Raw genomic sequence first — 25,568 nt, forward strand, 5'->3', positions numbered from 1 at the left:
CTACACACCTATTCAATCGTAACAAAGTGCTTGAATATTTTCTGTCTTTCTACATTATCCAATCCATAAGCGTACTTATCAGTAAACTCTTTCCAATTGGTCTTTTCATTTAATGTATCCATTTTGACTTTCAGAAATTTTTCTAACTCATTTTTATTAATGGAGGCCTCATATGTTTTGCCTTCGAAAGGTAGAATAACTTCTAAATTTTGTAATACTGGATTCTTTTTAAACAGTCTTGTTGTCTCAATGACAAATAATTTATCAATTCTATCCCCTGTCTTCCAGTATTCTTTATATGTTTCTTCTTTTAAATCTTTCATTTCAGGCTTGTCTGCAATAATATTTGCATAAGAATCATAGTAAGTTAGCGTAGCATGAGTGTCAGAGATATCTATTTTTTTGATATATTCTCCACCCATCATTAAATTAACATCATTTATAAACTTATCTTTATCTAATTTTGGTTTTTCTTTTTTCTGACCGTCACCCAATACATCACTATCTTCTTTTTGACTATCATTATTCTGCTTTGCTTCTTTTTTATTTTGAGCATCTACAATTTTTTTTACTTGTTCTGGACTAAGCTTTGTTGTATTCTCTTTATTTTCTTCTTCATTATTCCCACAACCAACTGCAATTGCCAATAAACTTATACTTGTAATGCTTAACAAGCATCGTCTTGTAAACTTCCTCACAAAACCAACTCCTTCATTCTAATTTTACATTTTAACATTAACTATAGTCAATTAAAATATTTCTTATAAAGTATATGTAACAACATATCTTTATATAATCCTCGGCAAAACACGTTAAATTTCATGCCTATACAAAAATCAAATAAAAAAGCAGGAAAGAATATAATATCTAACCTGCTTCATGAGTTATTTTTCTCTTGTATGTAACTTGCAATTCTATTTTTTACCATTTTATCTGTTAGTTCTTCTTCATAGGTGAAATAAAGAATCCCTAAATCATAATACTTACATAATTCTACTTTTTCTTTGTCTCTTTCTTTTCTTCTTTTTAATCCTTCTTCCCCACCCATAAATGAAATAGGTTTATAGTGTTGCTCACCTTGATATTCAATAACAAGTTTTAACTCTTCGATGTAAATATCAGCTTTCAGATGGTCTAATTCATATTGATGAATAATAGTATACTGAGGGAAAAGACTTTTTATCATTTCTAATAGTTTAATTTCAGATGTCCACTTTCTTCCTACTGCAAAATATCCCATTCGAGCCCGAATAACATTTTCGCAATATCGTTGAAAATCCTTTTCTGATTGGTCATCCAAAATCATTCCACCATCATATCTGTCTTCCGCAATAAGGATAGGTACAATATCTTTCGGAATCAGGTGAGGGTTATAAATATATCTAAAACTATCATCCAGACCGTATGAATACGATAACGCTTGTATATAATGACCATAGATGGAATAAAATTTTGTTCCATTCAGTATTTTACCGTGCCCATATTTGGGACAGACCTGATTGCATATATGACATAGATTATCAGCAAATTTAATATTCTTTATGAAAATATCCATTAGTTCTAATTGAGATGCTTTAGGAAGTCCACTAAATGATAGCCTTTCGTTTTCTTTTAAGTATGTTTCTAAGCCTTGTTTTTGACAGGAACAATAAAATAATGGTCCATCCTTATCTTTTTGAAAAGCATGGAATACTCCCCTTCTTGTTGGATAATGTACATATGGATAAGGCATTTCTTTTTCATACACTACATGTTCTCCTCTTCCAACTTCAGGAATCATTTCTTTTGGTACAATTTTAGACCGCATTATTTCACCCTCCGAATTCAAATCATTGATATATAACTTGATAACCATCTTCTTCTAAAAAGTGCCCCACAATCCCTCTATGACATTTATCTTTGTTCTCGCAGTAACATACTAATATAGCATTCTCTTCTGTGTCTAAACGCTCTCTAAGCCGTCTATATGCTTGTTGAAAATCCTTTCTTTCCTTCGCTTCTTTTATAAAAGATTCTTCATATAAATCATACCAGGTTCCTGTATTTCCTTTCGATAATTTTTCTTTCTCTTCATCTGTAAATTTAAATTTTTTCCACTTATCCTTTGTCTGAAAAAAGAGTGGCAAAGATGGAGAAAGATGCGGTACATGAACAAAACCTTTCCCCACCATAATCCCTTGTTTTATACTTCTTGTAATATGAAGACGTATAGAATATGGAGATAAGTCTAATTTATGTAAGCTTTCAAAAGAAGTAATACATACCATTCCTTTCATCTGCAACCAACTCCATTACGTATTTTTTATAATCCGAATTATCTCCTCACCATACAACTCGACTTTCTTTTCTCCAAATCCCTTTACCTTTAGCATTTCTTCTTTTGTAGTAGGTTTTGTTGAAATCAACGAATCCATCTCATTATTCGTAAATACCATATATGGCTTTAATTGATGTTTTGCAGATGCATTCATTCGGAATTTCTTCAATGCTTCTATTAATTTTGCATCATTACTTATGTTTACTTCTTCTAATGCATCTTTATCTTCTGTAACTTCAATAGATACATTGTATTTTCTTTCATAATCTATTACTAACGGTCTATCGTTTTTGATTAATAATGTAGCCAGTTCTTTCATTTCACTTTCTAATAGTTTATTAGAGGAATAAGACTGAACTTCTTTTTGCAACAAATTAACTACCTGGTCTACCTTATAAAGTTTATTTTGCACTTCTTCTGAAGCGAATTTTTTCTTTATAACCGATTTTGAATTGGTTATAATAATAGCTGATTTAATAGGAACATTTAGTTTCATGGCATTCTTTTTAAGAAACACTTGTAATAATCTAATATGTCGTTCATTTTGTTCAACAGGACTGTACATCCCTTCTTTTCGGACAAACTTTCCATCTGCATCCAGTATTACTCTAAAAAACTCGTCATTTTCATTTACCTGAATTTCTCCACTCAAATGTTTTGCCTCAAATACAAAAACACACGTTGAACAAATCACAATAAAATCAAACTGTGCAACGTTATTCGTATCCGCATCTGTTAACCTAATATCATGTAATATCAGAGAAGGAATTAGGGAGTTTCTCAATTCAAATGCAACAGTTTTTTCCCCTTTCAATCCATATTTTATAGCTCGTACCTCTTTTTCTATCGGAACAACATCAGCTTCAGCCATTAATGATTTTATCTGTAATAATTTCTTTAAATTCTCATTCTCTTCCGTAAAATCTTTCATAAAAATAGGTTCCGTAATTGTCTTTTTTCCATTCTTAATGTTATACAGTATATCTTGAAATAACCCCATCTTAGAATCTCCCTCTATCTGTTTTTATATTATCGAAGTATTATATTCATCTATTATAATAAACGGTAAAGATGAGGTGTACAACAGGTTAACAATTCTAAGGTATAGAAAAAAACCACAAAACAACTCTTGTGGCTTTTATTTATGTCCCCATTTACTTTTTCTGAAGAATTTCTGTATACACAACTTGAGACCAGTTTTCCAATTTATCTTTAATTGATGGTAAGTCTTCTTTCTCTACCCAAAGTCCTTTAATTACGCCTTCTTCTTGACTTTGAATATCATCTGTATGTAACTCCACCATATAGACAAATCCTAAATGGTCATCTTCTACACCACCAGATAGTTTGATTAAACCTTCTAAAGAAATAGATTCAATCATCTCTGAAGAAATCCCCGCTTCTTCCATCAATTCACGATACAAGCCATTCTCAATGGTTTTGAATAGTTCAATTTTATTATTTGTTAATTGAATATCTTCTTCCCCTACATGACCACCAAGCATTCCCATTTTACCAATCAATCGAATTTCACCACTATTACCTTCTCGAATAATAAAGAAATACTTATTTTTGTGTTTTACAATTACATATGGAATAGGATGACGTTGCATCATGTTATATTCAAGAATGCTTCTACGCTCAACCGATACAGGAACTGTCTTTAGAGCTTCATTGATTGCTTCGATATTTGTAAATCCAGTTGGAACAAATGTGACTTCAGACTCATCAAAGAAAATAATGCGTTCTTTTGTTGAAGGTTTTATAGCTTCTAAAAGAGTAGCTTTCTTTTCATGCAGGGTCTTCAGTTTTTTCTCATCTGTCTCCATTTGGATTTCTTCAATAATTTGATTTAGCTCTTCTTTCATTTGTTTCACTCTCCATTTTTTAATCTATTTTAAGAGTAAACGATTTATCAACTATAGTCAATTATAAATATTTTTCAATCTTTTTTAATCAAAAAATATAATGCTAATATCACATGTACTATGCTAATGGATAAAAACACAAACTGTGTATAAATAGTTGAGCAAGTCATGAGTGAATAAGTATATGCTCCATAAAATAAAGCTGAAATTGTGGAGAAGAACAAACAATAATTCATATATATCGCCTCTTTTCTATTCTGAAAATTAATTCCTTTCATTATAGAAAAGTCTTTTGAGTTTATTCCCTAAAACAGCGTAAGTAAAAAAGACTTCGACAAATGTCAAAGTCTTTTATAAATTTACATATTCATTGCTTCTTGTGTTTGTTTATTAAATGTACTACAAATGATTTCTAATTCTTCTTCAGACAACACACTGTCTTTTAAATTGATTTCATTTTGAATACCAATTTCATAAGAATACCCATAAATTTTAGCTAATATAATTTCTCCTACTTCTGCAATGTCTGATTGTGGTGTGCCAGATAATGTATACAAGTCGTCTGCTATTTCATCCACAAAAGCATTTTTAAATAAATTCTTTTTCTTAATTCGATAAGAACTATTTTTAATGCTATTTAGAGAAGTTTGAGTCAAGCGATTACGTTCTTCATAGATTGATAAAGAACGATTCACTACTTGAAATGCGTCATTTAATACATTTCCCATAATTTCATAGACACCTTTTACACTTTCTTGACGAATACTCTCTCTAACTTCTTCAGCAATTTCTTCATCAAATAAATTTACATTCGCTATAACAGGAAATGCTTTCAAACTTGTTCGTAAATAAAAGCTTTCCTCATATTTTTCCTGTGTAGGGATTCGACTCATAATACTTCTTTGAATCGCTTCTTTGTTCAAAGCTCCCATTTGTTCTAAACTATTTTGCAATGAGTCCTCAAAGATTCGAATAAGTTGAATCCAATTGGCTAAGATATTATCTCTTACTTCAAAATACTCAACTCTTGCTTCTTTTACATACTTTGAAAAATCCTTATAAATATCAATTGGCAAATATTCATTGTCATATCCAATCGCTAAAGTTGCTTTCATCTTTCTAACCTTCGCCTCAATACTTCTTAACTTTTTCTCATAATCATTTGGAATAAAATTCAATCTTCCATTTCGAATGTAATTCTTAAAGAAAGAATCCAACTCTTCAGATTGACTCACATCGACTCCAAACAATCCTGGTGTAACCTCTACATAGTTGCGTAATCTACCAACATGAACTTTTACTAAAACACCTTGTTTTTGTAAATACTCATCTACATTTTCAACGGTAACATTTACACCATCTTCTTGTAATCCTTGCAAAATCTCTTCTGTTTGTTTTGCATCAACTGTTTTCATCATGAACACTCCTTATAATTTTAAAATACCTGTTCGAAAATCAAAAGTTATGAAGACAACTTCATTCTAACTCACAATCTATTAAATGTCAAAATTTTACATTTAGTTGTTGATTGAAGTTATTAAAGTACCTGTTTTATATATTCTCTTTATATTAAGTTTTTTTAATCATATATATTCCTGATATTTTTTTGCAAATAAAAAAAGCCCGCTTCTTCTTTGCTGACTTCACTCTTTTTCTATGTATTTTTAAGTTCTGCTTGTTGAATTACTACCTGTCTTATTTTTATTGTATATATCTTTAAAAGTTATATACTCCATCTTCAAAACGATTGAAAATAATATCAACCCATAACATTCAAGCACCACATTCTCTCTCGTTGTAAACAAGTCATAGATAATGATAACAATTCCCGTTAAAGGATACAATATAGGAACCACTTCAGAAACTTTGATATTTCCTTTTCTTTTCATGAAGTCCGCCCCCTTTTGGATGGTAATAAGACATTGAGCAGGAGCTTCAGAACCATTCGGCGTTCCGTCCATTCACTCCTGGCACCTTGTCATGACCTTATATCATATACATTCTATAATATTTATATTCTGTTTTTTATTTATCAAACAGTTCTACCACCTTATCTTTTGTTTTTGTCACCATATTTTCCGTTTCTTCCGTTGCTTTATCTGCGATATGTTGTGTATCAATTACTTCATTTTCTTCTCTTTTCTTTTCTAATTCACCTGAAACAGTATCTACTTTTTGAGAAGATTCTTTACTTAACCATTCATGTAAATTTAATTTTTCGTTTAAATCCTCTGGTCCCCAAATAAATCCTGCTCCGAATAAAACGATAATTGCTAAAAGAACTAAGGCTAATTTCGTGAATTCTTTCATGAAAAAGCTAAAGACAAAAAGAACAATAAGTGCAATTATAAAGACTACAAATGAATTCATTTTTTCACCCCCTTATTTCCTCATTTTTATAAATATCACTGGATTGATATAACGATAGAAAATCTTTAATATCTTGCATAATCTCATCCTGTCTTTCAGCATATTTTTTAGGAGGCTTTAATGCACATATCCTTTCGTAACTCGCTTCTACTTTTCGTATATTTAAATGGAACTCTGTTCTTTTTTCTTTTGTAGCCAAATCATTTCTACGAACTTGACTCATTCCATTTAAGGCACAATGAGAGATGGAAACTAAGTTGTTCAAATATTCCTCATTGCTTTCTTTTTCATATTCATCTGAAAAAAATCCTACAATCGAAAAATACGTTGGCGGGTTTTTGTCAAAAAATAAATTAAATAGAACTACCAAGTAAAATACAATTCCAAATCGGAATAACTTCTCATATAAAGGTATTGTTCCCTGAAAAGCCAGAAACATAAAAAAGAATGATAGTACATAAATAGCATGTTTGAAGATTTTTAAAATATGATGTTTTTTCATGAAGTCACCCCAATCGTTAATTTTTGCTTCTTTTAATGTACTGTATTTGTATAAAAAACATTCCGCAGGATAGAACTGATTACACGTTGACTATTGTCTATGAAATGAATATCCTTAAAGTATGGATTTTTTAATTCACAGAAAGGAGATGGTGATAATGAAATTACACAAAAGATGGTTGCTATGCGGTCTTTTGTCACTATGTACACTTCCTCAAACAATTCATGCAGAGGTCAATAAACCCGTGAAGCAAGAATCTGCTAAAGAAGAACCTGTTAATAATGTAGAAAAATCATTTACACAGAAACACACTTCTATAGAAGGTTGTGAAATTAGTGACGAAGGTAAAGATATTATTGAGAATTATATGGTTAAGAAATACATGCCCATTGAGGGATGCGAAGTTGTCCAATCACTTCCTGTTGAATGCGATATAAACCATGAAAAACCAAAGCCTGAACCACCGCCAGAGCCTACTCCAGAAGAAAAGCAAGCCATTGAACCACAACCAGAAAAGCAAACTGAAGATATTACTCAAAATACATCCGTTCAAAAACAAGACCAAGACATAGAAAAGAAAGAACAGCCAAAACAAAATAAGGAAGATGTTCCAGAAGAAAAACAGGTTTCTAAGAGTAATACGATTATAAATAAGGGTGCTTCTATTGAAATGACAGAAGAAGAGCGTTATTGGTTAGAAAAGTTAGTAGAAGCAGAAGCGGCCGATGAGCCTTATGAGGGGAAAGTTGCTGTTGCAACGACAATGGCTTATCGAATAGATGACAAAACTGAATTCCCTGATACTGTCATGGAGGTAATTAAAGCTCCAAAACAGTACTCTCCTTGGATGGATGGCTCTATTTACAAAAGAACACCAAGTGAAGAAACCAAAAAAGCTGTAACAGAAGTATTTGACAATGGTGTTAGAAACTTACCAGAAGGTACAGTGTATTTCTACGACCCACGATACGCTCCTCATAACTGGATGGAAAGAACCAGGGCTTATGTGACAACTATCGGAAACCATGTATTTTGTTCTATTAATGCAAAATGAAATATTTCTAAAATAAAAAGAGCTCGTATTTTACGAACTCTTTTTTATTATGCTCATTATGCAACAAGCTTTTTTTCCTGCACATGAACAATTTCTAAAACCTCTGGATTCTTATGGCAAATATACACGTCTCCCTGTGCCTTACTATAATATTTAATTATTTTATTTAGATTCTTGGTTACAACATCTTCAATTTGTCGTTGAATACAATCAGATTCGTATGTAATTCTGTCTTCAAAATCTAAAAAGAAAGATTCATTGCTATCTAATCGCAAATTCAACTCTCTATACAACTTTCTTACAGATGCTTCACCTTCTAAAACGTCCAAAATCACATCATTTACATTCATATAATCCGCAAAGTTGATTCCAACCTCTTTTCCTACCTTATCTAATAAATTCTGTACTTCCTCTTTTGATGTACTGTCAAAAACATCTTCTTCCTTTATAGCAACTGAATAAACAATAGCACCATAATGACTTGCTACTGAAAACTTTTCGGTCATATAAATACCATAACCTTCTGTTAGCTCATCTTCTCTATATACCGCTAATTCCTTACTAATTTTAAACTCATCAAATACACGATTTGAACAATGAAATAAAGTTACCATAATATAAACATCTCCTGTTTCATCTAATTTTTAAAATACCTGCTTTGTATAATCTATGTATTCTATGTGTTTGAATTAGAAGTTATAATGCCTTATGATTAATGTCAGAGATTCTGATGATTTTTTTGTGTTTTTATGTAAATGGAGTTAGTCAGTGATATGTAGCAGGAGTTGAAAGTATGACAAAAAAGGATATAACGGAAGAATTAATCAATATATGGAAAGTGGAGTATGAGGAAGGGTTATCACTTCGAAAAATTGGCGAAAAACATGGTGTGTCAAAAGCAACTGTAGGAAAGCATTTGACTGGAGTTGTTACATTTCGAGACAAGTCTCCTCATAAGAAATACGCAGATGAATGGTATGAACTTTATTTGTCAGGATGGAGCAAATCAGCTATTGCAAAGAAATACAATGTTTCTGCTGTTTCTGTTGGTAAAATCTTGCTTACCGAGAAAGGCGTAGAGAAACAGGGGCGTAAAAAAGAATTAATGCATTTATTACCTACTTTTAAATCTTTATATGAAGAAGGATATGACTTGACTTATATTAGTGATAAGACAGGTGTATCCAGACAAGCCATATTGAATTACTTAAATGACGCAGGAGTTGAAATCCGCTCATATAGTGAAACATCTCGAAAATATGAAGTCGATGAAGAGTTTTTTGAGAAAATCGACTCAGATTATAAATCCTATATATTAGGGTTAGTATTTAGCTCTGGCCACTTACTGGAGCATTACAATTCTTGTTCTCTAAACCTTGTTGTAAAAAAGGACAAGGTATCTATATTAGAAGAAATATTCAATGCTTTGACAAACAAAAAGACTGAGGAATTCCTTTATGTCTCGGTAGATAATTGCTATAAAGACCGCATTTGTTCTTTAAAAATATATAACGCTCTCAAGCATTTGGGATTAGATTTTAGAAGCAAGATGACATTCCCTACTATTGAAGAAAAATTTTCAGAGCATTTTCTAAAAGGTTATTTGAAAGGTGCTTCGAGCTTTGCATCAAAACGAGGATATTTGACCATCAATTCTGAGCCACACTTCTATGAAGCGTTAGTGGATTCCATCTCATCTATAATAGATATAGACAAGCAGTATCTTCGAAAACATAAATACGCAACAGCCAGTATTACTGTTTATCAGAAAGAATCCGTTAAGAAAGTAAAAAATTTCATTGATAGCTAATTTTCAATATAAAAAAGACTTCTTCTCCTAAAAAAAGAATGAAGTCTTTTTATTATACCGCTTCTTGTAATAGATTATTTGCTATTTCATTTACCTTTGCCTTGAACAGCTCTACATCTTTATTCGTTCCTGACATTTCAAATTTCATCAATACAGGAATACCATATTGTTTCGAAATCTTATCTGCACTTGCTCCAAACATATCTCCCCAATTCCGATTACCACTTGCTACTACCCCTACTAAATCCTTACTGTTATTCTTCAGAAAAGCTGATACCTCTTCTGGAACTGCACCAAATCCAGTTGTATAGGTAACAAGTACATATTTCTCGTTCACGCTTAATTCACTACTTATTTGGATAGATTCTATCCCTGTCTTTCCAATAAATCTTTTTACATTTCCTGTTTTAGATGCATACACAACCAACATTTGAATCGCCCCTTTAACCATTTTATATGAGGTAAATATACCTAATTTATAAATTCTTTTTATTCTACTTTTCTTTGTACTCTTTTATAAAAATCAGAGGTTTTTATTATAAATAAATTTTATCTACATAATATATAGAGGTTATATAAAACAGGTATTTATTTAAATGATTCAAAAAGGAGCGTTTTTCAATGAACAATTTATTCGTAAAAATGGAAGCAATCGTGAAGAGGGTAATGAAGTCTCATATGGATGATTTTGAGGTTCATGATAAACAAAGATTATCAAAGGCTTTTGAAGAAGGAGAACATGAATTCTACTGGATGTGTTCAATGTGTGCAACACATATCATTGCAGATGAAGATGTTAGTTGGTTAGAGGCTGTTCTTTATCAATACCGTGACAAACTTCAATCAAGTAAAGGGTTTTTATTTAAAATCAATACAAAAGAAGGAACACTTAAAAAAGTAAATTGGCGTAAAAAACCAGAATTACTAAAAATGATGGAGATGTAATTAGTACAACTCATTAAAAAAAGCAGGTCATGATAATCATAACTTGCTTTTTTTATGCCTTATTCTGACTTTGGCATTCGAATACCTTCAATTAACAGTACGATTGCGGTAATCAGATGTAATAGCCATCCTAAGAATGGGATTGCTCCTACAACAGATGCGATAATCCCTACCACGTTTCCTCCAATTGAAACCCCTTCTTTTTTGCACATAACAATGGTTGCAATGTGTAAACAGAGTGAAACGAATAGTGGTATCCATAAGAAACTTAATATAAACGTTCCCCCTATAATAGGAATTGCGAAAAATGCCTCTACTCCAAATGTAACCCACTTCAATGTTGTTGTAACAGGTGATTTCCTCATAGTATCCCTTCCCTTCTATAATACTTTCTTTTTATTATAGAAAGAATCTAAGGGTCTATAATGAATCCTCTACCTTATATCTATGAATAAGCATCTACAAAGTAGCATTCATTATTTATACTGCATTCAATAAACTTGCTTCATACATTTTGATATTTTGCTTATAAAACTCCGCTTTATCTAAACAAGCTTGATATAACGCTTGTTCTTTCTCTAATTTCATGCGAACAACACTTTCATTGGCTTGGTTATGCAGTGCAACATTATCAATCTGCAAAATCTCATATTCTTTTATACTTCCCGTTTCTTTTTCATAAGAAAATTTTAGTGCTTTAAAGAAGCGTAGTAAATTCACAAATCTATTTGGTGTTGGTTTTTCATCTAACCTTTTTAATAGTTTCATAAATGTTTTCTTTTTATTTTTAGAAGTAATCACATACGAAAGCAATTGAATAAACGGCTGTTCAGCGACTCCTACCTCCATCCAATTACTATCTCTTGAATCCTCTGTTTCCACTAATACATACAGTGTAGAGGGAGCAATAAATGGGAATTTGTTTGGGCTTCTCTTATATTCTGAATTTGCTCTATAAGCTGTTGTCGTATATCCACGTTTACTTAGTTCAAAAATAGACTTTCTGAACACCTGGTAAAAATACCTTCCTAATTCTTTCATCGTATCGGCCTACCTTCTATATTTCAAAATTTAATTTTGTATTTTACATAAATTATATGATAATATATTAACTATAGTCAACAAAACTAAAAGGAGTGTTATGATGAATTTTAAAAAAATGATTATTTATGCCTTTTCAATCAGCACTTTACTTATCATGAACGGATGTGACTCTACCACCGTTAAAAAAGAAAATGAAAAGCCTATTGAAGAAAAAAAAGATATTACATATCAAAAGTTTGAAAATATTTCACCCACAGTTACAAAATCTATATTAGATAGTATTGCTATAGGGGAAACAAAGGAAATTCCTGATGTGAAAAATGCATCTGTAATTGTGAATGCCGACAACATCAAAACATACGCATTCTTAATACCTTACGATTTTTCAGGAGAAGCAAAGAAAACAGATTTTGCAAAAGGAAAACATTATACTGAATTAACCGTAAATGATTACAATGCATTTATTGACATTCTCGTTTCAGAGGAAGTAAATACAAGAAAACTTTTAATCAAGAGAATAGAAGAATCTCGTTATTTCATTCAATATTTAGTTCCTGAAAAAGATGAAAAACCGCTCGCATATACACAAACCACAAAATACGATAAAGAAATTCCAGGGGGATATTTGAGACACCCCAAAACCGAACACTATGCAATTAATAAATACACATTAATTTAGGAAGGAAAGAATTTATTATGAAAAAATCCTTATTTTTAGCCTTTTCAACTTTATCTCTACTACTCATTAGTGGGTGTGGAAGCGACAATAATTTGTCAAAAGATGCAGAAAAGGAAATAAATAATTACACAAAATACGATAAGATGACTCGTGCATTAACAGGAAAAGTTTTAGACACGATTCCTAAAGGAAAAGAGAGGGTTTATACAGATATTAAGCACTCTTATATTATTACGGATAATAATCATAGAAAAACTTATCAATTTTTAGTCCCTTATGAATTAACAAATGATACAAAGAATACAGATAATGACAAATACAAGCATTATGGGTATCTTACTTTTGATGAAGAGGACAATTTGATTGATATCTGTAGTTCACCTGATGTAAAAGAAAAACAACTAATCATTAAACACTTAGAAAATGATGATTACTCCATTCGTTATATTCTTCCAGAGAATAATCAACAACAGGTAGCATTTAGTGAAAGTAATACTGTTGAGTATACAAGTGGAAAAAACTCAAGAGGTACTATCACCCATACAAATCTATAATAAAAAGCTACAGGGCAGACTCTTTTTTTTGAGTCTGTCTTTTATATTTCCTTATACAAATACATAAAATTTGTAGAACTTATAAAACAGGTAATCAAAAAGATTATATAAAAAAGGGGTCTTTTCTATGAATTATGTATTTAATCATGTTTTTCAAACCTATAAAACAGGACTGTTATCATTACAACCATTAACAGAAGACAACATGCATAAAGAAGTATTTGAATTTATTAAAACAAGACTTGTAGAATCAGTTACAAAAGAAAATATTTCTATTATTTATTTAGATGGGAAATTCATTGGTTTTCTTCAGCTCAATCCATTTTCTGCGAAAAAATTCCAGAAAGATTATGGGGACAAAGACTATCCGTTTGAATTATCTCATATTAAAGAAGGAGAAGAACATACTGTAGTAATTGAGAATTTATTTATATCAAGTAAACATCAAGGAAAATATATTGGGCAATCCATAGTCCGTTTTCTACAAGATGTACTTGAAGATAAAACATTATTACTTTATTCCCTGGCTGAAGCAGAAGAGTTTTGGATGAATATGGGCTTTCAAGACAATGGGGATTATGTGTATTCATGGTTAAAAGAAAATACATTAAGGAAAACTGCATAACAACCAAAAAACAGCAGAACAATTTCTGCTGTTTTTCATTTTACGAATTCTTTCTTTTTGTTCTTCTAACTCTTCTTCTTTGTTTTCTAACTTCACACCCTCTATAGACTCATAATTCATGATAGTTTCCTTTTCTTCTTCAAAAGCCAATTCTCGAATTAATTCTTCTTGTTCTTTTGTATACTTTTTCATATGAATAAAACTCCCTTTTTATAAAATTTATTGAAATACTTGTTTTCTACACTCTCTACATTGTAGATGATAAACATAAGATTATAACTATCCATTCAAAACAAAAAGAACTTACTGGAATTAATTACAGTAAGTTCTTTTATAAATCTCTATGATTAGAATTTCATTGATTCTATTCCTTTTCTACTCTCTTGCATGACCCCCATAGCTTCATAAAAGCTATTTACTACACTTTCTGCGGAACTTCCATGATTCTCGATGAACTGTAGATAATCATCATTATCCCAACATTCAACCATCATATCTCCTCCGTTATTATAGTTATTCATTGCAATCTTCTTCAGCTTTTCAATCAATTCAACATGTTTATTCATCGTGAAATACGCTCCTCTAATCTATTTATTTCTATCAAAAAACATTTCTACTTGTTCACATTATCTAACTTCCAAAAATGGAATACTGCTAATTGCTCCTGCCTTTAAGCTCGCCCACATGTCATCAAATTCAGATTCGCTTACAAAACCATTATGACTATTTCTCAATACCACTTCTTTTAATTTTGACTCATCTAAGACACCTTCAGCATCATAAATACAATCATTACCTGGTTCCATTAAGCCAAAATGATAAGAAAATGCTTCGTTAATGGTTAGAACACCATTATTAAGTTCAAAAGAGCTTTCTTTGACATCACTATATGCCATTGATTCAGGGTCTTTATTTGACAACCATAAAATCATTAATTCATTATCTTTATGATTAACACCTAACTTAATTAGTGATTTTCTACCTTGTTTATCTTTTGTTTGAAACCATTTTCCTTCCTTGACTTCTTTTAAGAATTCTTGCTTATGTACCATTCCTAAAATCTCTTTTATTTGATTATATCCTGCTTCTACTTCTGCTCTTTGCTCATCTGTAATATCAGCCTCTATATAATGTTCAAACACATAATCCAGTATATATTGTAATTCTTTACTATCTTTTTTCATGTTATAAAAACTCCTTTTTTATCTTAATGATACCATTTTTATTATTTCTCTGTACCTTCATTATTTCCATTAAATTTCCAACTCTGAAATCCATTGCATTATTCTACTTTCAATTAACTCAAATGTTTCAAATTCTTCAATCTTATTATTTTCAATAAATGCATATACATGAACCTTTTCATTATACTTTACAAATCTAAACCAAGATTTTTTCTTTAATGTGATAGGCCCAAATAATTCTAAAGTACTTCTATCTTCTTTTAATCTTTTTAATTCAGTTAATAAATATAAACCAATTGATAATTCATCATATGTAACACTCCGAGCTGTATTGTCTTCTGAAACAAAATGAAATCCTGGGTTAGAAGAATTCACTTTTACCTCAATCCCCATTTCTTTTGCAGTAGTTATAACCTTTTCTAAATCAAACATTTTATTATCCATTGAATAAAACTCCCCTTTATCATTTTATTGATATGTTCAATACCTTTTTTATAATTAATCTATATATTTTAGATAACAAATGAATATGCTATAACTACTTAATAGCAAATTAAAAAACTTACTGAATAACAATAAGCTTTTTAAATGATACATATCCTATTTCTTCTCCCATGCAGAGTATAAATGTATATCACCATTCATATCTCGAAAAACAGGACATCCATCTGAATCTGTACCTGCAAAGCCAGAATAAACGATTCCGATAGAATCTAAGCCTTTTCGCAACTCTTGTTTTACTACCAAAATATCACCTTTTTTTATTTTCCCATGCTTTTAACATTATTATTTCCTCCATTCACCTTATATAATTACTTCCCGTATTTCTCTAATATAACACGTTCTGCATACCTTGATACATACCCTAATTCTTCATGTGACTGTATATCTACTTGATTAGCCCAATCAACAGCAATTTCTATCCAGTATCTATATCCTACATCCAAATCCTCTGTATATTTCTCAGCTAATTGACTTTCAAAAAGCCCCCAAATATATGCAACTTTTGAAACTGCTTCATTTCCAATATTCAACTCATTGTACTTCATTTTAAGCCATCTCCTATACAATAAATTTTATAAAATACCTGTTTTTTAGATTCAAATTATTATATACAAAAAAAGAACCGTATATAGCGGTTCTTCCAGTAAGAATAACATGAAGTTCTTATAGAATTTCAATCTCGTATTGCAAAATCTTAATAACATTAAGTTTTCATTCAGTTAAACAACTTCTACTTTCGAGAATGTGCATTTTAATAACAACAAGTTCTTTATAAACTGGTAGCCAACCTTATCAGTTGTGTAATCGCCAAGAGCTTTAATAACACATAGTTCTTTATAAACCGAACTGGCTACAGCTGCTTACGCTGACAGTATTGTGTTTTAATAACACTTAGTTCTTTATAAACCCTATCATAAATCCATTGATAGCAAGCTTCTTCAGTATCCATTTGCAGTGAACCCTTAGTTATGTTTTTACAAAAACACGAAAAAGACTTAAGAATCCTTATGTATCAAGGATTCTTTTACTTTTAGTCTATTTTTTTGATTCACTGCATTTTTAGTTATGCAGGGAATGGGTAATTATCTCTCTTTTGAGTTTCGCCAAATAACATATCAATAAATGTGTTTACCAGATATGTATCAATTGGAGAACCTGCTGATTGTGGATGTCCTCCCCCTCGGAATACATGAGCTACTTCATTTCCAATATGAATATCATCCTTTACTCCTCGATAACTAATTGTGCGAGATGGATTAATAATGACAATGAAGTCTAAGTGAGGATTTCTTTCAGCCAAAACATTCCCTAATTCAGAATGATATTGCTCTGCAAAAACAACTCCTGCTTTACGACCTAAAATCTCTTTTTCAATGATGTTTTTTTCTTTACCATTGATATAATTATTAATTCTCTTTTCTTCTACTTCCACGATAGATAATTCTAATTCATTAAAGGTGTAAGAAATTTTTAATTTTTGCAATACCAATTCCTCAAATTTTTTTCGACCATACAAATAAAGCAATATATTCCACTGATTTGGTTCTTTATCGCTGTATACTTTATGCCACTCCCAGGTATCATATCTCCGAACAGACTCTACAAAATCCACAATAGCATGTTCATTACCATTGAATTGGACATCTTGATCTAATAAATATTCAAACAATAAGGATGTAGCAGATGTTTTCATACTATTTCTTTCATTAAAAGCAATTATTTTTTCTGACACAATATTTACCCATTCATATTCTAAAATCCAAGGCCTTTTTTCAGTTGCATGATGGTCAATATAAATTACAACAACTTCTTTATTCTTATGTAATTCATCTAATAATTTACAATTTTCTTCGCTAATAAAAATATCTGTAATGAGAATGACATCATACTTTTTATACGAGTTTCGTTTAATAAATTCGTACACTTCCTCATCTACTCGTTTATAATCCAAATAACGAACATTCCAGTGATTAAAGGCTAATTTTGTTAAAACACCACATCCTACCCCATCATAATCGTTATGAGAAAAATGTTTTACTCGTAAAGTATTTAATGGACGACTTGGTAATTTTGGAAACATAATATGCACTTCCTATCTTATTATTTTGTATTTTTCTAAAATGAATTCCTATTATTCAAGTTTAATTTTTTAATTTATTAATAATATGTTGAAATACACTTTAATCAAAGTTTATTATCTTTATTGACTAAAGTCAATAATATATATAAATTATACAGATATCCAAATGGATATTTAACAACTTCATTTACTTTTGCCATTTTCTATTTGAATCAATCGGTGAAATCTTTTCATATCCATTCCCTAAATCATTTGTTTTAAGATTATTTCGCAAGTCAATTGAGCCTGAAGCTATTAATCTATCTTCATAGCACTTAAAACAAAAAGGATTAGCTAAATACCCTTTACCTGTCATATCCATTTTCCTATTACAACATTTACATTTATAGACCTGCTTCTTGAATGATGTTGGGTTCATAACTTTTTTCTCCTATAAATAAATTATCTATATCAATCATGCTTAATTCCTGCTCTACGAAAATAATGAATTTCTTTAAATCTTCAATACAAACTCCAGGCATTTCTCTTTCAAAATGCCCATAGTCATAAGAATCTTCTGCTTCCATATATACAATTAGTCTTTTCTTTGTAATATGAACATGTACACAATGGTTTCCTTTACTGGCTGAGTACTTTTTACTCCATTCAATCTCTTGATGAACGTTATAAGCAGGAAACCCTAAGGAATATCCTTGATTCTTTAAAAATCCATCTATTTTATCAGAGATAATTACTTTCATTTCACTACTCTCCAATTCTCTGCAAGGTACAAATAACCACGACCAATACCTGCATCAATAGGATTTGCTTCAAAATCATTTGACCCATTTTTTAATTTAGATACTCTCATTAATTTTTCAGTATCTAAATCTTCAATTAAAACACCAATCTGAATTATGTTCATCGCTTCTCTTATTTTCTCAGCATTTTTTCTTATCTCTTTCGCTCTTAACTCTAATTCTTCTGCTTCTTTTATCCATCTTTTATACATTTCCACCTTGCACACTCCTATTTATACGTATTAAATGAACCCTATAGATAAGTTCATAGGGTTCTCTTTACAATCCTTTTATCACGCTTCTTCAAAGTTAAGTGATTTATAATATTTGTGAGACTTATCAATCTTTTCCCTCTCCTTACTGTCTACTTAATATATTACTGGCAAAATTCAAAAACTCTGCATAATAAGGAAGTTCATGTCTCTGTTCGATTTCGGAAGACTAATTCACAAGTATCTTCGTCAATGACTTCTAATCTTAATTGTGGTGTACTCCATGCATTTGTATAATCAGTGAAATATTCTGTGACACAACTTAATTTTGAAAGTGTTAAACCTGAATTTAACCAAAACTTCCCGTTCTTTTTCTTTCTTACATTAGTCACATAATCACTTAATACATCATGACTATTCATGATAGATTCTAAGAAAGATAACATTTCATCAATATCATTCATAGACTCTTCTTCTGTTGCGTATTCGTCAACAGAATATAATTTCATAAATGGTCCTTCTTCTTTTACTTCTACCTTTTTAGATGTAACTTGCTCTTTCAGCTTATCAAAATCTGCAATTACTGTTAGAGGTACTTCATTCACTATTACTTTGATATCCATTTTTATAACCACCTTTTATAATTCGTATTCTGCTTTTAGTTCTCTTAATGCTTGAATCATCATGGAAAAAGTTTCTCCCATTCGAGAAGGCTTGCATAAAATCATTTTGTTAAGTTCCTGCTTAATATATTTCTTTTTTTCCTCATAATCTCTTTTGTTATTCAGAACATCTATATCAAACTGCTCTGGATGAAATTCATACTTACTGGAACCCATCATTGAAGGTTTTCTCATGTCATACACACCCTTTTATTGATTCAATCTTTTTACGGTTTCTTTTACTTTCTCCCATAATGTAGATAAATCATCAGTATCAGCTACTTCACCAACACCATACTTAACTAAAAATTCTTTTAATCTCTTTGATGTACAAGCCTTCGATACTTGTTTGTCCATAGATTCTTGGTTTCTATAACTTCTGTACCCCATAAATTTAATGGCAAACCAAGCATAATTATAATCACCTAATTCATGTAATTGCTCAATTGTAATATTTTTCATCGTACATCCTCTTTCCTTACACAGCTTTTTTAATTTGCTCCCATTTATTTTTTCCTGTTTCGATATTAAAGATTAATTTCTTAACAATCTCCTTTTGCATTGTAATAGAAACATAATCTTTAGCGTCCATAGATTGCCCTTTATCAGCCAGCTCATTTAATTCAATTAATTTTGCACCCAATTCATCTACGGACATTTTATCTAATTCTGATTCTTCCATCATATATGGTCTTATCATTTCCTTTGTAGGAAAAGCATACGTAATGGCATTTACTTGTTCTTCTGTTAAAGAATCATCTGGTTCTAAAGACCACAACCCATCCGTCTGCCACACTGATAACAAGCTCACTTCCCAAGCTCCAAATTCATTTTGTTTATTTAAATAGCCATTTAGAATTGTATATTTTAGATTGTCTTTTTCGGAAATACAGATATATCCGTCTTTCATTAATTCGTATGCAACAATAAAAGAAAAACGTGTTAAATCAGGATGACTCAACAGTTGTTTGTTGACTTCAAAAATCTTTTTACCTATCAACGATGAATAAGACATTCCTACCACTCCTTGTTTTTCATTAACTATAGTCAATTATATAATCACATATATACTATAGTCAATTTAATTTCTCACAAAAAATAGACCTCATAATCTGAAGGTCTATTCTTATCCTTTAATTTTTACTTAATTTTTTAAGTTCCTTCACAACATCTACTGATAATGTTGCTAATTCTTCTAAAAGTGCAGATAATTCTTCTCCAGACATGTCTTTTCTTATCCCATATAACTCTAATAAATGTTGCACTCTTTTAACCAAAGCTAAATCTCTATTTTGCTTAACATAATTATTTTCTTTCACTCATAACACCTCTTTTCTATAACAAATAACTGCAAAAGATAGCTATCTTATTTTTTATTTTACTAAGATAGTTCCCTATAGACACAAAGCTATGATTTACATTCTCAGAATTTCTCTTTACATTCTTTTTAATTCTTTCAGTCTTTCTATCTCAGCATTTTTTTTATTGATTTCAATGATTGATAATCTTTTTTCTTCTTCTAAGTCTTCTGTTAAATCTCTCGCTTTAACACCCCAAATAAGATAACCAAAAATGAATCCCATTAATAACGAAGCAATACAACATCCTGCCATGACAAAAATAGCAATATTCGGATTCATATACATCTCCTCCTTTCGTTTCGAACTACAGTATTATAGTATAAAAGTTATTAACTATAGTCAATTTGATTAGAGGATTATACTTTACAAGAATCTACTCATAGATACAAAGTTTTTAGCCTTCATACAAATTAGTTTTTATTATTCTTTTACACAATTTGACGGATTTTGAACTTATTCATACAATGAATTTATGACTATGACTTGGAGATGATTACATGCACATAAATTTAAATGATGGAACAAATCCCTTATTAAAAGATTATTATTATATGCAACGAAATAAACTTGATATCGACTTCATTATGTTCATTGCCTTAGCATCTGCTCCCAATGCTCATTCCCTTATTCATTCAAAATATAAAGAAAATGAATGGGAATATTATCAGGCATATAAGGAGAGTCCCTATTCAAAAGAACCATTATTAAAGATATATCTTATTGAAACGGAAACTGTATTACGAAAGCTTATCGGGATATATGCCTACTGTAAAAATGACAATCGAAACATTCCTGAAGAAAGAAAGATGGAACCTATCTTATCAATTATAAAGAAGGGGCATAGTAGAGCTTACCGATTTGTGAACGAAAGGTCTGAATTCAACCTTATGGATTACACAGATTACCTTACGAAAAAAAACGGAGGTAAAAATCCGCACACTGTTGAATTCATTTATTCTGTTGCCATTTGTATTTATTTAGCATCCGTATGGAAAAAGCGAGCTTTGATACCTGAGGAATTCTTAAGTACATATGATGAAATGTTAAACAGCCCTCATTCTTATCAGTCAAAAAAATTCTTTTTAGCAAAGAATAAAACGGGCGTAAAAGAATGCATGGAGGAATTTGGAACAACAAAAATAGATGCCAATCAATCTTTATTCCACTGGTTGACAGTAAACTATCTGCAAAGAATAAGTGAAAAAGAAGGAAAAGTTTTACCTAAAAAAGAAGAAGAAATGAACTCTTATTTTATGTTACTGGGTAACTGGATAGAGACATTAGATTTAGACCCTGTAGAAATACAAAACAAAGTTTTTTTCTCAAGAGAAGAAATGGAGTTAATATTCCAAGAGGTATTAATTGCAGACATAGAAAACGAGAATATTTTCAATAAATTTGAATTATTAATACCTACATACCTCTACATGATGGCTATGGCAAAAATGTATAAGGACCTTAAAAAACTGTATTTAGAAGATAAGCAAGAGGAAACATACCTTGCCAATAAGATAAAAGAGAAAAAGTTAAAAGACAAAGAAGAATCTTTAAAAAAACTAAAGAAAACAACCGAATTAAAATCAAAAGAAGAAAAAGAAAAAAGATTAGCTTTGGAAAAGAAAGTAAAAGAATTAGAAAAGACATGTACTCGATTAGAATCAGAAGTAACAACACTTTCTACAGAAAAAAAAGAACTCTCTTCTTTAAGAAGCTTTATTTACAGAATGAATGTGGAAGTTACTCAAGACAGTACATCTATTGATGAAATGCTTTCTTCATTAAATAAGTATAAAATAGCAGTATTTGGCGGTCATCAAAATTGGCAATTAAAATTAAAAGAATCCTTGGCAAATATTCGTGTAATAGATGTAGATAGCCTTAATAAAAGCGTAGCCTTTATTAAAAATATGGATTATGTATTTGTAAATACTCACTATTTCAACCATTCTTTCTATGAAAAGATAATGAATGAAGTAAACAAAACAAATGCACAGCTTATATATCTTAATCGAACAACAAATACACAAATGACAATTGAAGAAATGTATTCCTATATAAAATAAAGAAAAGCTGTAGCATTTTGCTACAGCTCTTTTTGTGTTGATTCTTGATGTAAGGTTGACCATGGCTTCGCATCAACCATGTAGTTAGTATACTCATTTCCATTAAGGATATACCCATTAAATAAAAACATATTAAAAATCTGTTTTTATTTCTATTACTTTATATGGATTTCTGCCATTCTCACTTTCTAATTCGTATAGTTTCAACACTTCTTTTATTGTTTCTTCTTTTGATATTCGTACATTTTCTTCCAGACAAACAAAATTGCCTGAAAACCTATATATCTTGTCATCTTTATCATAAATATACATCGTTGCCTCATCTTCTTCAAACTCATCATCTGCCATATATACATACGTCATCTGAGGTGTAAAGTGAATTAAAAAGTAAAACGTCTCACACTCTATATCTTCCTTTTTCTCTTCAATCACTACACGTTGATTCACACCCAATGAATATTTTTCTTTCTTTGTCTCTTTCTTTTTAAACGGCCACATTAATTTCCACTCACCTTCTGATGTTTACTATAGTCAATAGTAACATGGTTATTATCTTCTATCAACCACACTTACCATATTTATTATTTATGGATAGTTCTCTTTTACAGTATAACGGAGTATCATCAATATTTTATAAAATACAGGAGTTATTGCTATGTTTTTATCAACAAAACTCTGGATAATTATAATAATAAACAAACCAAAATTTAAAAAGGCTATTAATAAATAATAGCCTTTTTGTCTTATCTTCTAAAGAAAGTAATGTTCTCATCTAATATGATTTAATAATTGATAAGCAAATTCAACTCTATCTTTAGATTCTTCTTTTCTTAAATAAGAAACATCTAAGTCACCAAGTCTAACTCTATCTAAGGCATCACAATCTTTAAAGCTCTCATACAGATTCCAAGCCATTTCTTTATTCTCATTTGAAATCGATTTAGATTTCTTCAAGTGCTTTTTCGCTAATTTATCATCTTTACAATGATACTCAATAATAAACTTAATAATTTCTATACTTTCATCTGTTAGAAATTCAATATCATAGTCCATACGCCCCTCCGTTCGAGGTGTAACATAATTTATACCAACAAAAGGAAATCTACCTGCAATTAATTCATCATGTTTTTCCAAACTCCACTCACCATGTTTTGTACAATGACCATCATGGGTTCTACCAATATCATGAAAGACAGCTACATTTGCTAAAATTGCTCTTTCCACACTTGATAATTTCAATGTACGAGATAAAGACAATGTGTGAAGTAACACTCGTTTCACATGCAATGGACCATGAACACTTGATGGGTTATGATAATATTCATCCAATACAAAAGTGTCTCTATATGTACCAAATTCGTCAACATATCCTTCATCTTCTAATAAATTCAATTCTTTCATCACATCAAATCCTTTTTGCTCTGTAACTTCAGTTATGTTCATAACATCGTTAGGATAAACAAGGATTTCAGATTCATCTCTGTCTTCTATAAAATCAATAACTTTTCTTTTTAATACCTGTCCTTTATAAATCGTACCTTTTACTGCAAATTTTCTCGCTACATGGATATCAGTAGTCCAACTCATTGCCGACTCATGTGAAATCGAAAATGTTCCTTCTCCTCTATATATAGTGAGAAAATCATTGTTGCTTAACGAATCTAATTTTACCATTAAATCCTTCTTAAATTCTTCTGTTTGACAAGCTATTGCTTCTTCTATAACTTCTTTCTTAATGACCTTATGGCTATAACTTATATAAATATATATTTCCCGAAATAATTTATATCTCTCTTCACAAGGTACATCTCGATATATCTCGTTTAAAACATATGGCTTCAAGAAATCTTCTGTAAAAGAAAACACCTTATAAAAATCTTTTGTTTCATAAGCCTTTTTCACTAAATCTTCTTTTGCTTTAATCCGCTTATCTATTTCAAACATTTCAAATGCTTGTTTACTGATTTGAAAAACAGAAACAAACACAATGCCATCCCAATACCAAAATGGATTTGAAATGTTATTACAAACATACATCTTTTCAGGATTAATACCAAACTCACTACAGATTTGAACGGCATCTTCATATAAAGGAACTTCGACCTTTACAATTTTTTGCACCTTGTTTTTATCTTCTATGGATTGAATCGTTTTTAATGAAATAAAATCCTTTTCAATTTTTGTAGAATTAATACTTTTTTTAACGAACTTCCCGAAAGAATTCTCCTTCCTCAAGCGTGTGAAGGGCGTAGTCCAACGGTAGGTGGGAGATGAATTTCGGTTGTACATCGTACAACATGGTTCATATATTTGTTTGTTAACACTATATCGTAAAATATTATTTACTTATTAATATTAATTTGTTATATTTGTATGAGGGAGGAGGTCTTTTTATTATGATACGGGCGAAAAAAGTGTATATTTCAGCTACTAAAGATATGATGCAACGTTTATTTGATGTAAATCGTATATCTGCTATTGTTTGGAATGATTGTTTACAAATTGCGAAACAACATTCTCTTTCTCAAAATGGGAAATGGATAGGCAAAACACAATTACAAAAAGAGATAAAAGGAAAATATGATTTGCATTCGCAATCTATACAAGCGGTAGCTCATAAATATTTATTTGCCAGAGATGCTACGCATCAAGCGATAAAAAAAGGCATCAAAACCGCTTGTTATCCCTATAAAAAGAAAAAACATTTCAATACGAAATGGGTAGACAAAGGATTTCGTATTCATACAAATGGTAAAGTAGAACTCTCTATGGGACGAGGAAGAAATCCTATTGTTGTACATATCAATCCATCCACATTACCAAAAGGAGATATTAAAGAAATCGAATGCTGTTACGATAATGGTCTCTACTTCGCTATTTCTTTTGAGGATGGTATTTCTCCCATAGAGAATGAAGGGATTCGCTCCGTAGGAGTGGATTTAGGAGAAATTCATT

39 protein-coding genes are annotated in these 25,568 nt (G+C 30.5%); 8 read left to right on the forward strand and 31 right to left on the reverse strand.

Going from position 1 to position 25,568, the window contains the following annotated elements; all coding sequences use genetic code 11:
• Nucleotides 1-8: 8 nt before the first annotated feature.
• The 9 genes from ACIQ7L_RS11925 to ACIQ7L_RS11965 form a co-directional block, all read right to left on the reverse strand.
• Nucleotides 9-698 (reverse strand): hypothetical protein, encoded by a 690-nt coding sequence (locus ACIQ7L_RS11925; protein WP_400569324.1) that lies wholly within the window; start codon nucleotides 696-698, stop codon nucleotides 9-11.
• 179 nt (nucleotides 699-877) lie between these two features.
• The gene (locus tag ACIQ7L_RS11930) at nucleotides 878-1,807 is read right to left on the reverse strand and encodes a hypothetical protein (protein ID WP_400569326.1); all 930 of its coding nucleotides are present in this window, start codon (nucleotides 1,805-1,807) and stop codon (nucleotides 878-880) included.
• Between the two features lie 22 nt (nucleotides 1,808-1,829).
• Nucleotides 1,830-2,276 (reverse strand): DUF488 family protein, N3 subclade, encoded by a 447-nt coding sequence (locus tag ACIQ7L_RS11935; RefSeq protein ID WP_400569328.1) that lies wholly within the window; start codon nucleotides 2,274-2,276, stop codon nucleotides 1,830-1,832.
• A gap of 15 nt (nucleotides 2,277-2,291) precedes the next feature.
• On the reverse strand, nucleotides 2,292-3,317 hold the full coding sequence (locus ACIQ7L_RS11940) for an NERD domain-containing protein (protein ID WP_400569329.1): 1,026 nt from the start codon (nucleotides 3,315-3,317) through the stop codon (nucleotides 2,292-2,294).
• 154 nt (nucleotides 3,318-3,471) lie between these two features.
• On the reverse strand, nucleotides 3,472-4,185 hold the full coding sequence (locus ACIQ7L_RS11945; protein ID WP_400569330.1) for an NUDIX domain-containing protein: 714 nt from the start codon (nucleotides 4,183-4,185) through the stop codon (nucleotides 3,472-3,474).
• Nucleotides 4,186-4,544: 359 nt separating this feature from the next.
• Nucleotides 4,545-5,600: a hypothetical protein gene (locus tag ACIQ7L_RS11950; protein WP_400569332.1), complete on the reverse strand. Its 1,056-nt coding sequence runs from the start codon at nucleotides 5,598-5,600 to the stop codon at nucleotides 4,545-4,547.
• A 249-nt stretch (nucleotides 5,601-5,849) separates the two neighbouring features.
• Nucleotides 5,850-6,074, reverse strand: coding sequence for a hypothetical protein (locus tag ACIQ7L_RS11955; RefSeq protein WP_400569335.1), 225 nt, complete (start codon nucleotides 6,072-6,074; stop codon nucleotides 5,850-5,852).
• A 136-nt stretch (nucleotides 6,075-6,210) separates the two neighbouring features.
• The gene (locus ACIQ7L_RS11960; RefSeq protein WP_400569337.1) at nucleotides 6,211-6,555 is read right to left on the reverse strand and encodes a hypothetical protein; all 345 of its coding nucleotides are present in this window, start codon (nucleotides 6,553-6,555) and stop codon (nucleotides 6,211-6,213) included.
• Nucleotides 6,556-6,559: 4 nt separating this feature from the next.
• The gene (locus ACIQ7L_RS11965) at nucleotides 6,560-7,057 is read right to left on the reverse strand and encodes a hypothetical protein (RefSeq protein ID WP_400569339.1); all 498 of its coding nucleotides are present in this window, start codon (nucleotides 7,055-7,057) and stop codon (nucleotides 6,560-6,562) included.
• 157 nt (nucleotides 7,058-7,214) lie between these two features.
• Here ACIQ7L_RS11965 and ACIQ7L_RS11970 point away from each other — a divergent pair, with 157 nt between their 5' ends.
• On the forward strand, nucleotides 7,215-8,111 hold the full coding sequence (locus ACIQ7L_RS11970; RefSeq protein ID WP_400569340.1) for a cell wall hydrolase: 897 nt from the start codon (nucleotides 7,215-7,217) through the stop codon (nucleotides 8,109-8,111).
• 56 nt (nucleotides 8,112-8,167) lie between these two features.
• On the opposite strand, the gene ACIQ7L_RS11975 is transcribed toward ACIQ7L_RS11970, so the two are convergent.
• Nucleotides 8,168-8,725, reverse strand: coding sequence for a hypothetical protein (locus ACIQ7L_RS11975; protein ID WP_400569342.1), 558 nt, complete (start codon nucleotides 8,723-8,725; stop codon nucleotides 8,168-8,170).
• A 179-nt stretch (nucleotides 8,726-8,904) separates the two neighbouring features.
• On the opposite strand from ACIQ7L_RS11975, the gene ACIQ7L_RS11980 reads away from it, so the two are divergent.
• Nucleotides 8,905-9,921, forward strand: coding sequence for an endonuclease (locus tag ACIQ7L_RS11980; protein ID WP_400569344.1), 1,017 nt, complete (start codon nucleotides 8,905-8,907; stop codon nucleotides 9,919-9,921).
• A 52-nt stretch (nucleotides 9,922-9,973) separates the two neighbouring features.
• On the opposite strand, the gene nrdI is transcribed toward ACIQ7L_RS11980, so the two are convergent.
• Entirely contained in the window at nucleotides 9,974-10,351 is a 378-nt protein-coding gene (nrdI, locus tag ACIQ7L_RS11985; protein WP_400569345.1) for a class Ib ribonucleoside-diphosphate reductase assembly flavoprotein NrdI, read from the reverse strand.
• Between the two features lie 191 nt (nucleotides 10,352-10,542).
• On the opposite strand from nrdI, the gene ACIQ7L_RS11990 reads away from it, so the two are divergent.
• Complete coding sequence (locus tag ACIQ7L_RS11990) at nucleotides 10,543-10,866, forward strand: hypothetical protein (RefSeq protein WP_400569346.1); 324 nt, start codon at nucleotides 10,543-10,545, stop codon at nucleotides 10,864-10,866.
• Between the two features lie 59 nt (nucleotides 10,867-10,925).
• Here ACIQ7L_RS11990 and ACIQ7L_RS11995 read toward each other — a convergent pair whose 3' ends face one another.
• Complete coding sequence (locus tag ACIQ7L_RS11995) at nucleotides 10,926-11,231, reverse strand: hypothetical protein (protein WP_400569347.1); 306 nt, start codon at nucleotides 11,229-11,231, stop codon at nucleotides 10,926-10,928.
• Nucleotides 11,232-11,346: 115 nt separating this feature from the next.
• On the reverse strand, nucleotides 11,347-11,907 hold the full coding sequence (locus ACIQ7L_RS12000) for a hypothetical protein (RefSeq protein ID WP_400569349.1): 561 nt from the start codon (nucleotides 11,905-11,907) through the stop codon (nucleotides 11,347-11,349).
• Nucleotides 11,908-12,010: 103 nt separating this feature from the next.
• On the opposite strand from ACIQ7L_RS12000, the gene ACIQ7L_RS12005 reads away from it, so the two are divergent.
• From ACIQ7L_RS12005 to ACIQ7L_RS12015, 3 genes are all read left to right on the forward strand, one after another.
• Nucleotides 12,011-12,589, forward strand: coding sequence for a hypothetical protein (locus ACIQ7L_RS12005; RefSeq protein ID WP_400569351.1), 579 nt, complete (start codon nucleotides 12,011-12,013; stop codon nucleotides 12,587-12,589).
• Nucleotides 12,590-12,606: 17 nt separating this feature from the next.
• On the forward strand, nucleotides 12,607-13,143 hold the full coding sequence (locus ACIQ7L_RS12010; RefSeq protein WP_400569352.1) for a hypothetical protein: 537 nt from the start codon (nucleotides 12,607-12,609) through the stop codon (nucleotides 13,141-13,143).
• 127 nt (nucleotides 13,144-13,270) lie between these two features.
• The gene (locus ACIQ7L_RS12015; RefSeq protein WP_400569354.1) at nucleotides 13,271-13,768 is read left to right on the forward strand and encodes a GNAT family N-acetyltransferase; all 498 of its coding nucleotides are present in this window, start codon (nucleotides 13,271-13,273) and stop codon (nucleotides 13,766-13,768) included.
• Here the strand turns inward: ACIQ7L_RS12015 and ACIQ7L_RS12020 are convergent.
• From ACIQ7L_RS12020 to ACIQ7L_RS12095, 16 genes are all read right to left on the reverse strand, one after another.
• Nucleotides 13,751-13,960 carry a hypothetical protein gene (locus ACIQ7L_RS12020; RefSeq protein WP_400569355.1) on the reverse strand — a complete coding sequence of 70 codons (210 nt, stop codon included), beginning with the start codon at nucleotides 13,958-13,960 and terminating at the stop codon, nucleotides 13,751-13,753. The genes ACIQ7L_RS12015 and ACIQ7L_RS12020 overlap by 18 nt on opposite strands.
• Nucleotides 13,961-14,115: 155 nt before the next feature.
• Nucleotides 14,116-14,334, reverse strand: coding sequence for a hypothetical protein (locus tag ACIQ7L_RS12025; RefSeq protein ID WP_400569357.1), 219 nt, complete (start codon nucleotides 14,332-14,334; stop codon nucleotides 14,116-14,118).
• A 60-nt stretch (nucleotides 14,335-14,394) separates the two neighbouring features.
• Nucleotides 14,395-14,952, reverse strand: coding sequence for a hypothetical protein (locus ACIQ7L_RS12030; protein WP_400569358.1), 558 nt, complete (start codon nucleotides 14,950-14,952; stop codon nucleotides 14,395-14,397).
• Between the two features lie 69 nt (nucleotides 14,953-15,021).
• Complete coding sequence (locus tag ACIQ7L_RS12035) at nucleotides 15,022-15,396, reverse strand: hypothetical protein (RefSeq protein ID WP_400569360.1); 375 nt, start codon at nucleotides 15,394-15,396, stop codon at nucleotides 15,022-15,024.
• 156 nt (nucleotides 15,397-15,552) lie between these two features.
• Nucleotides 15,553-15,699, reverse strand: coding sequence for a hypothetical protein (locus tag ACIQ7L_RS12040; protein WP_400569362.1), 147 nt, complete (start codon nucleotides 15,697-15,699; stop codon nucleotides 15,553-15,555).
• 65 nt (nucleotides 15,700-15,764) lie between these two features.
• The gene (locus tag ACIQ7L_RS12045) at nucleotides 15,765-16,001 is read right to left on the reverse strand and encodes a hypothetical protein (protein WP_400569364.1); all 237 of its coding nucleotides are present in this window, start codon (nucleotides 15,999-16,001) and stop codon (nucleotides 15,765-15,767) included.
• A gap of 518 nt (nucleotides 16,002-16,519) precedes the next feature.
• Nucleotides 16,520-17,536 carry a DHH family phosphoesterase gene (locus tag ACIQ7L_RS12050; RefSeq protein ID WP_400569365.1) on the reverse strand — a complete coding sequence of 339 codons (1,017 nt, stop codon included), beginning with the start codon at nucleotides 17,534-17,536 and terminating at the stop codon, nucleotides 16,520-16,522.
• Nucleotides 17,537-17,723: 187 nt separating this feature from the next.
• On the reverse strand, nucleotides 17,724-17,891 hold the full coding sequence (locus ACIQ7L_RS12055) for a hypothetical protein (RefSeq protein WP_400569367.1): 168 nt from the start codon (nucleotides 17,889-17,891) through the stop codon (nucleotides 17,724-17,726).
• A 28-nt stretch (nucleotides 17,892-17,919) separates the two neighbouring features.
• The gene (locus tag ACIQ7L_RS12060; protein WP_400569369.1) at nucleotides 17,920-18,276 is read right to left on the reverse strand and encodes a hypothetical protein; all 357 of its coding nucleotides are present in this window, start codon (nucleotides 18,274-18,276) and stop codon (nucleotides 17,920-17,922) included.
• A complete protein-coding gene (locus tag ACIQ7L_RS12065; protein ID WP_400569371.1) occupies nucleotides 18,273-18,533 on the reverse strand; it encodes a hypothetical protein in 261 nt (86 codons plus the stop codon). The genes ACIQ7L_RS12060 and ACIQ7L_RS12065 overlap by 4 nt, the downstream gene beginning before the upstream one ends.
• A 197-nt stretch (nucleotides 18,534-18,730) precedes the next feature.
• The gene (locus ACIQ7L_RS12070; protein WP_400569372.1) at nucleotides 18,731-19,150 is read right to left on the reverse strand and encodes a hypothetical protein; all 420 of its coding nucleotides are present in this window, start codon (nucleotides 19,148-19,150) and stop codon (nucleotides 18,731-18,733) included.
• 15 nt (nucleotides 19,151-19,165) lie between these two features.
• On the reverse strand, nucleotides 19,166-19,384 hold the full coding sequence (locus ACIQ7L_RS12075) for a hypothetical protein (RefSeq protein ID WP_400569374.1): 219 nt from the start codon (nucleotides 19,382-19,384) through the stop codon (nucleotides 19,166-19,168).
• Between the two features lie 15 nt (nucleotides 19,385-19,399).
• Nucleotides 19,400-19,651, reverse strand: coding sequence for a hypothetical protein (locus ACIQ7L_RS12080; RefSeq protein ID WP_400569376.1), 252 nt, complete (start codon nucleotides 19,649-19,651; stop codon nucleotides 19,400-19,402).
• Between the two features lie 16 nt (nucleotides 19,652-19,667).
• Nucleotides 19,668-20,204 carry a hypothetical protein gene (locus ACIQ7L_RS12085; protein WP_400569378.1) on the reverse strand — a complete coding sequence of 179 codons (537 nt, stop codon included), beginning with the start codon at nucleotides 20,202-20,204 and terminating at the stop codon, nucleotides 19,668-19,670.
• Between the two features lie 118 nt (nucleotides 20,205-20,322).
• On the reverse strand, nucleotides 20,323-20,508 hold the full coding sequence (locus ACIQ7L_RS12090) for a hypothetical protein (RefSeq protein ID WP_400569380.1): 186 nt from the start codon (nucleotides 20,506-20,508) through the stop codon (nucleotides 20,323-20,325).
• A gap of 117 nt (nucleotides 20,509-20,625) precedes the next feature.
• Nucleotides 20,626-20,829 carry a hypothetical protein gene (locus ACIQ7L_RS12095; RefSeq protein ID WP_400569382.1) on the reverse strand — a complete coding sequence of 68 codons (204 nt, stop codon included), beginning with the start codon at nucleotides 20,827-20,829 and terminating at the stop codon, nucleotides 20,626-20,628.
• Between the two features lie 305 nt (nucleotides 20,830-21,134).
• On the opposite strand from ACIQ7L_RS12095, the gene ACIQ7L_RS12100 reads away from it, so the two are divergent.
• The gene (locus tag ACIQ7L_RS12100) at nucleotides 21,135-22,613 is read left to right on the forward strand and encodes a hypothetical protein (RefSeq protein WP_400569383.1); all 1,479 of its coding nucleotides are present in this window, start codon (nucleotides 21,135-21,137) and stop codon (nucleotides 22,611-22,613) included.
• Nucleotides 22,614-22,745: 132 nt separating this feature from the next.
• On the opposite strand, the gene ACIQ7L_RS12105 is transcribed toward ACIQ7L_RS12100, so the two are convergent.
• Together ACIQ7L_RS12105 and ACIQ7L_RS12110 are read right to left on the reverse strand one after the other, a co-directional pair.
• Nucleotides 22,746-23,111 carry a hypothetical protein gene (locus tag ACIQ7L_RS12105; protein WP_400569385.1) on the reverse strand — a complete coding sequence of 122 codons (366 nt, stop codon included), beginning with the start codon at nucleotides 23,109-23,111 and terminating at the stop codon, nucleotides 22,746-22,748.
• A 270-nt stretch (nucleotides 23,112-23,381) separates the two neighbouring features.
• Nucleotides 23,382-24,734 (reverse strand): HD domain-containing protein, encoded by a 1,353-nt coding sequence (locus tag ACIQ7L_RS12110; RefSeq protein WP_400569387.1) that lies wholly within the window; start codon nucleotides 24,732-24,734, stop codon nucleotides 23,382-23,384.
• A gap of 275 nt (nucleotides 24,735-25,009) precedes the next feature.
• Between ACIQ7L_RS12110 and ACIQ7L_RS12115 the strand changes: the two genes are divergently transcribed.
• A partial coding sequence (locus ACIQ7L_RS12115) for a nuclease/transposase family protein (protein WP_483861804.1) occupies nucleotides 25,010-25,568 on the forward strand: 559 nt, incomplete at its 3' end.

Source organism: Bacillus sp. NPDC094106, assembly GCF_044764345.1.
Classification (GTDB): Bacteria; Bacillota; Bacilli; order Bacillales; family Bacillaceae_G; genus Bacillus_A.

What these genes read in the sequence shown, in the direction of transcription:
- ACIQ7L_RS11995 (WP_400569347.1), bottom strand. Translation starts at nt 11,231, where the DNA reads ATGAGGAAATCACCTGTTACAACAACATTGAAGTGGGTTACATTTGGA.
- ACIQ7L_RS11960 (WP_400569337.1), bottom strand. Translation starts at nt 6,555, where the DNA reads ATGAATTCATTTGTAGTCTTTATAATTGCACTTATTGTTCTTTTTGTC.
- ACIQ7L_RS12015 (WP_400569354.1), top strand. Translation starts at nt 13,271, where the DNA reads ATGAATTATGTATTTAATCATGTTTTTCAAACCTATAAAACAGGACTG.
- ACIQ7L_RS12050 (WP_400569365.1), bottom strand. Translation starts at nt 17,536, where the DNA reads ATGTTTCCAAAATTACCAAGTCGTCCATTAAATACTTTACGAGTAAAA.
- ACIQ7L_RS12105 (WP_400569385.1), bottom strand. Translation starts at nt 23,111, where the DNA reads ATGTGGCCGTTTAAAAAGAAAGAGACAAAGAAAGAAAAATATTCATTG.
- ACIQ7L_RS12095 (WP_400569382.1), bottom strand. Translation starts at nt 20,829, where the DNA reads ATGAATCCGAATATTGCTATTTTTGTCATGGCAGGATGTTGTATTGCT.
- ACIQ7L_RS12000 (WP_400569349.1), bottom strand. Translation starts at nt 11,907, where the DNA reads ATGAAAGAATTAGGAAGGTATTTTTACCAGGTGTTCAGAAAGTCTATT.
- ACIQ7L_RS11970 (WP_400569340.1), top strand. Translation starts at nt 7,215, where the DNA reads ATGAAATTACACAAAAGATGGTTGCTATGCGGTCTTTTGTCACTATGT.
- ACIQ7L_RS11965 (WP_400569339.1), bottom strand. Translation starts at nt 7,057, where the DNA reads ATGAAAAAACATCATATTTTAAAAATCTTCAAACATGCTATTTATGTA.
- ACIQ7L_RS12020 (WP_400569355.1), bottom strand. Translation starts at nt 13,960, where the DNA reads ATGAAAAAGTATACAAAAGAACAAGAAGAATTAATTCGAGAATTGGCT.
- ACIQ7L_RS12055 (WP_400569367.1), bottom strand. Translation starts at nt 17,891, where the DNA reads ATGACAGGTAAAGGGTATTTAGCTAATCCTTTTTGTTTTAAGTGCTAT.
- ACIQ7L_RS12080 (WP_400569376.1), bottom strand. Translation starts at nt 19,651, where the DNA reads ATGAAAAATATTACAATTGAGCAATTACATGAATTAGGTGATTATAAT.
- ACIQ7L_RS11945 (WP_400569330.1), bottom strand. Translation starts at nt 4,185, where the DNA reads ATGAAAGAAGAGCTAAATCAAATTATTGAAGAAATCCAAATGGAGACA.
- ACIQ7L_RS11980 (WP_400569344.1), top strand. Translation starts at nt 8,905, where the DNA reads ATGACAAAAAAGGATATAACGGAAGAATTAATCAATATATGGAAAGTG.
- ACIQ7L_RS12035 (WP_400569360.1), bottom strand. Translation starts at nt 15,396, where the DNA reads ATGGATAATAAAATGTTTGATTTAGAAAAGGTTATAACTACTGCAAAA.
- ACIQ7L_RS12070 (WP_400569372.1), bottom strand. Translation starts at nt 19,150, where the DNA reads ATGGATATCAAAGTAATAGTGAATGAAGTACCTCTAACAGTAATTGCA.
- ACIQ7L_RS12030 (WP_400569358.1), bottom strand. Translation starts at nt 14,952, where the DNA reads ATGAAAAAAGATAGTAAAGAATTACAATATATACTGGATTATGTGTTT.
- ACIQ7L_RS11950 (WP_400569332.1), bottom strand. Translation starts at nt 5,600, where the DNA reads ATGAAAACAGTTGATGCAAAACAAACAGAAGAGATTTTGCAAGGATTA.
- ACIQ7L_RS12085 (WP_400569378.1), bottom strand. Translation starts at nt 20,204, where the DNA reads ATGTCTTATTCATCGTTGATAGGTAAAAAGATTTTTGAAGTCAACAAA.
- ACIQ7L_RS12025 (WP_400569357.1), bottom strand. Translation starts at nt 14,334, where the DNA reads ATGAATAAACATGTTGAATTGATTGAAAAGCTGAAGAAGATTGCAATG.
- ACIQ7L_RS11955 (WP_400569335.1), bottom strand. Translation starts at nt 6,074, where the DNA reads ATGAAAAGAAAAGGAAATATCAAAGTTTCTGAAGTGGTTCCTATATTG.
- ACIQ7L_RS12010 (WP_400569352.1), top strand. Translation starts at nt 12,607, where the DNA reads ATGAAAAAATCCTTATTTTTAGCCTTTTCAACTTTATCTCTACTACTC.
- nrdI (WP_400569345.1), bottom strand. Translation starts at nt 10,351, where the DNA reads ATGTTGGTTGTGTATGCATCTAAAACAGGAAATGTAAAAAGATTTATT.
- ACIQ7L_RS11930 (WP_400569326.1), bottom strand. Translation starts at nt 1,807, where the DNA reads ATGCGGTCTAAAATTGTACCAAAAGAAATGATTCCTGAAGTTGGAAGA.
- ACIQ7L_RS11940 (WP_400569329.1), bottom strand. Translation starts at nt 3,317, where the DNA reads ATGGGGTTATTTCAAGATATACTGTATAACATTAAGAATGGAAAAAAG.
- ACIQ7L_RS11935 (WP_400569328.1), bottom strand. Translation starts at nt 2,276, where the DNA reads ATGAAAGGAATGGTATGTATTACTTCTTTTGAAAGCTTACATAAATTA.
- ACIQ7L_RS12045 (WP_400569364.1), bottom strand. Translation starts at nt 16,001, where the DNA reads ATGAAGTACAATGAGTTGAATATTGGAAATGAAGCAGTTTCAAAAGTT.
- ACIQ7L_RS11990 (WP_400569346.1), top strand. Translation starts at nt 10,543, where the DNA reads ATGAACAATTTATTCGTAAAAATGGAAGCAATCGTGAAGAGGGTAATG.
- ACIQ7L_RS12060 (WP_400569369.1), bottom strand. Translation starts at nt 18,276, where the DNA reads ATGAAAGTAATTATCTCTGATAAAATAGATGGATTTTTAAAGAATCAA.
- ACIQ7L_RS12100 (WP_400569383.1), top strand. Translation starts at nt 21,135, where the DNA reads ATGTTCATTGCCTTAGCATCTGCTCCCAATGCTCATTCCCTTATTCAT.
- ACIQ7L_RS12075 (WP_400569374.1), bottom strand. Translation starts at nt 19,384, where the DNA reads ATGAGAAAACCTTCAATGATGGGTTCCAGTAAGTATGAATTTCATCCA.
- ACIQ7L_RS11975 (WP_400569342.1), bottom strand. Translation starts at nt 8,725, where the DNA reads ATGGTAACTTTATTTCATTGTTCAAATCGTGTATTTGATGAGTTTAAA.
- ACIQ7L_RS12005 (WP_400569351.1), top strand. Translation starts at nt 12,011, where the DNA reads ATGAATTTTAAAAAAATGATTATTTATGCCTTTTCAATCAGCACTTTA.